This window comes from Mesorhizobium sp. M7A.F.Ca.US.005.03.2.1 (assembly GCF_003997795.1).
In the GTDB taxonomy this organism is placed as follows: Bacteria; Pseudomonadota; Alphaproteobacteria; order Rhizobiales; family Rhizobiaceae; genus Mesorhizobium; species Mesorhizobium ciceri.
In genome coordinates, this window is sequence record NZ_RZRP01000689.1 from 1 (window position 1) to 3,435 (window position 3,435).

The window sequence follows — 3,435 nt, forward strand, 5'->3', positions numbered from 1 at the left end:
ACGGCAGACAGTTCCTTCGACGTCGGTTGTGAACTCGATCCGGCAAGGTCCAGCAACAGTTGATTTGCGACGCGCAGGCCCCGCGGATCCTTACCAAGGGCGGTGAAAAGACTGGATCTCCACGGCGCCTCGATCCTCAAGGCTGCCAGGACAGCCTGGTATCCGTCCGGGTTTGAAAGAATAGCCGGCAAGCCCGCCGCAATGACTGGAAATCTGTCGGGCCACCGGCGCAGCAACGTGTCGATCTCGGCAACGGCCTTTGACAGATCGCCCACCTCGATCGAGCGATCGATCGATCTCTGAAGCGAATGGATTTCAGTCTTGGACAGCTTTCGAGCCTGGTCGAAGAGTTCGAAAGCCTCATCTTTTTCGCCTTGTCGATACTCAATCTCGCCTATCAGGCTGTAGAGCCGGGCATCCGCGACATTGAAACGAAGCGCGCCCTTCGCCTTTGTTGCCAAGACATCGAGATCAGCACCGTCGCCTGTTTCGCTCAACCGACCGGCAATTTCGCCTATCAAGGCATCTACGTTGAACGGATCGAGCGCAAGCGAGACGGCCGGCGTTTCCGACTCAAGAAGCCGACTTAGCCCTACCGACGAAACCGCCAACACCAGAACGGAGGCGACGAACCAAACGCCTGAACGCCGGAGATTTCGCGTGAGCGGGCTGGCCTGCTCCGTCATCGACTTTGCCCTCAATTTTCGGGGTACTCGCGCCATAGTCGTAGTACTGATAGTTCATGTATTTATAGGCGTAATTGTAATCGAACTTGTTGACTGTAAATTTCGACATCGCCGCTCCGATCACATTCGCACCGGCTGAGCGCAGACGCTTGAGTGCCGTTTTGGCTGACTTGCGTGTGACCTGATTGGTCGAAACGACCATCAATGTGCCTTCGGCAAGCCGGCTGAGGATTGGTGCGTCGGAAAGACCGACGACCGGCGGGGCGTCAATGATGACCAGATCGAAGCGTTTGCCTAGATTGGTCAAGATCAACGCCATCTTCGGCGACGAGAGCAGGTCGGCCGGATTCGGCGGAATCGTTCCGGACGTCAGCACGGTGACATTGGGGTATTTCGTCGGTCTGAAAATGCCTGGCAGATCGTCCTTGCGAACGGTATTTGTCAGCAGGTTGCTCAACCCGATCGCATTGTCGAGGCCGAACAGCCGGTGCAGGTTGGGTTTGCGGAGATCGCCGTCAACAAGCAGAACCCTTGCGCCGAGTGCCGCGAAATCCTGGCCAAGCTTGAACGACGTGGTCGACTTGCCTTCCGACGGTTCCGAACTGGTCACCAGCAGCGATCGCGGCGCGCCCTCCACACCGGAGAACTGCAGCGATGTTCGCAGCGAACGATAGGCCTCGGAGAGCCCGGATTTTTGATCGGCGATGCTGGCTATGAGTTCGCGATCACCAACAAGCGGCAGGATGCCGAGCATCGTCAGTCCCAGCTCTTTCTCGATCTGCTCCGGGTTGGTGAAAGTGTTGTTCAGCAACTCGATGATGTAGATGATCGATGCAGCCAGGGCCATGAAAAGCGCGAGAGCGACTGCAAGATTGATGCTCAGACGTGGAGAATAGGGGGCTGTGGGCAGCGAAGCGAAATCGACTATCGCAGCGCTTTGCGTCTTGAGTTCCGAGCTAACACCGACTTCATTCAGCTTGGCGATAAGGCTGTCATACTGCGACCGGTTGGAGTCGACTTCGCGCTTCAGGATCGTGTATTTGATATTCTTGTCGTTGAAGACAACCTGCTGCCTCTCCATCTCCGCGAGCTTGGACTTGAGGTCGGTTTCCTTGTTCTGCGCTTCCTGATATTTCAGCCGCAACGAATCGGTTATCGCCAGCACGCCGTTGTTGTAGAGTCGCTGCAGTTCCTTGATCTGCGATTGCAATTGCTGCATTTCCGGAAAACCGGGTTTCAGGATGCCCAATTTCTGCTGATACTGGCTGGTCAGATCCGCCAGTTTATCGCTAAGCTTCTGCAGACCTTCGCTTTCCAGAACCGGACCGAGGCTCGACCCGCGGCCCTTTTCTATCTGATCGACCACCCGTCCCGCATCAAGACGCTCCTGGATTGCCGTGGCCAGGGCGGTGTTCAGGGCTTCGATGTTCGAGCCGATCAGCGATTTGTCGTCGCCGGTAACAGTGATGCCGGCATCTTTTGCATAGGTGACCAGTTCCTTTTCGGAGGTCTGCAGCTTTTGCTTCACCTGCAAAACCTGCTCCTGGATGAACTGCCGTGCCAGATCGGAGGTCTCGCTGGTCTGATCGAGACGTTGATCGATAAAACTCTGCGCGACCTGATTGGCAACGTCGCTTGCATATTTCGGCTTTTGATCGACGAAGGTGATCGATAACAGGCTTGTATTGGTGACCAGATTGACCGTTAGATCTTCCTGGATGCGCTTGATGGCAATTGCCTCGCGCTCTTCGGGCGTTTTCTCCTCAATGGAAGGTGATTTGGACATCCCGAACGCACGGTAAACAATATTGCTCGGGGAGAAGCTCGGCGTCGGAAACAGAAAGTCCGGCCTTTCGCCAAGCCCAAGCTGGAACACCACGCGCTGAGCCAATGCCCGGCTCTTCAGCTTCTCCCGCGCGGTCAGGAAGGCCCGGACGTCGCTGTTTTCGGAAACAACCTCAATGTCCTGAAACACTTTCGCCGAAGGCACCAGAACTTCGAGCTGTGTCGTCGCCTGGTATTTTGGTGTCTGCATCATCGTCACGATAACGCCGGCAACGAGCCCGGCGGCCGCCATCATGACGATCAGCCAGCGATACTGGACGATGTATAAAAGCAGCTTGAGCGGGTTGAACCCCTCATCCTGGCCCGCATAGTCGCGACCATAGGGACCGTAGTTTTGCGGCACGTCGTAATAGGAGTCCGCGGACAGGGCCTGACCATGTCCGGGTCCGGCAAGTTGGGGCTGCCTGTTGCGATCGAGCATGCGCGAGGTGATCCTGGGGTTGTCCGTGTCTACGGAATGACCGCAATGCGGGCAGCGCTGGAGGCGAGGCCCAGCGCATCCTTCAAATTGTTCATCGCGATTTTCGACTTCGAAGCAAAAACGACGACCACGTCGCCGCCATAGATGCGCGGGTTGCGGTTCTTGCCGGCGCGGATTTCCTCGACATTGTAATTTGCGACCAGCTTGTTTTGGCCGACATTGCGATAGACGAAGACCTTGCCGGCATCACCGACCGGATTGAACCCTCCGGCAAGGGCGATCGCGTCGAGCAAGGAAGCGCTGCTGGACACCGGATAAATGCCGGCCTTGTTGACCTCACCATCGACCGTGATGCGCTGGCCAATCGACTCCTTGACGAAAATCGTCACGTCAGGCGACTGCAAGTACTTTTCACCGTAGGCAGTCTCGATTTCCTTCTCGAGCTGACGAACGGTCTTGCCGGCTGCAGTCATGGTTCCAATC

Annotated in this window: 2 protein-coding genes and 1 pseudogene; all 3 read right to left on the reverse strand. The window is 56.5% G+C overall.

All coding sequences use genetic code 11. The features are described 5' to 3' along the window. A pseudogene (locus tag EN991_RS28405) lies at window positions 1-614 on the reverse strand (hypothetical protein); the annotation flags it as partial. Then, window positions 574-2,952 carry a polysaccharide biosynthesis tyrosine autokinase gene (locus tag EN991_RS28410; protein ID WP_127369994.1) on the reverse strand — a complete coding sequence of 793 codons (2,379 nt, stop codon included), beginning with the start codon at window positions 2,950-2,952 and terminating at the stop codon, window positions 574-576. The gene EN991_RS28410 and the pseudogene EN991_RS28405, both read right to left, overlap by 41 nt. Window positions 2,953-2,981: 29 nt before the next feature. After that, window positions 2,982-3,435, reverse strand: a 454-nt coding sequence (locus tag EN991_RS28415; protein WP_206519271.1) for an SLBB domain-containing protein, incomplete at its 5' end; no start/stop codon positions are given.

What these genes read in the sequence shown, in the direction of transcription:
- EN991_RS28410 (WP_127369994.1), bottom strand. Translation starts at nt 2,952, where the DNA reads ATGCTCGATCGCAACAGGCAGCCCCAACTTGCCGGACCCGGACATGGT.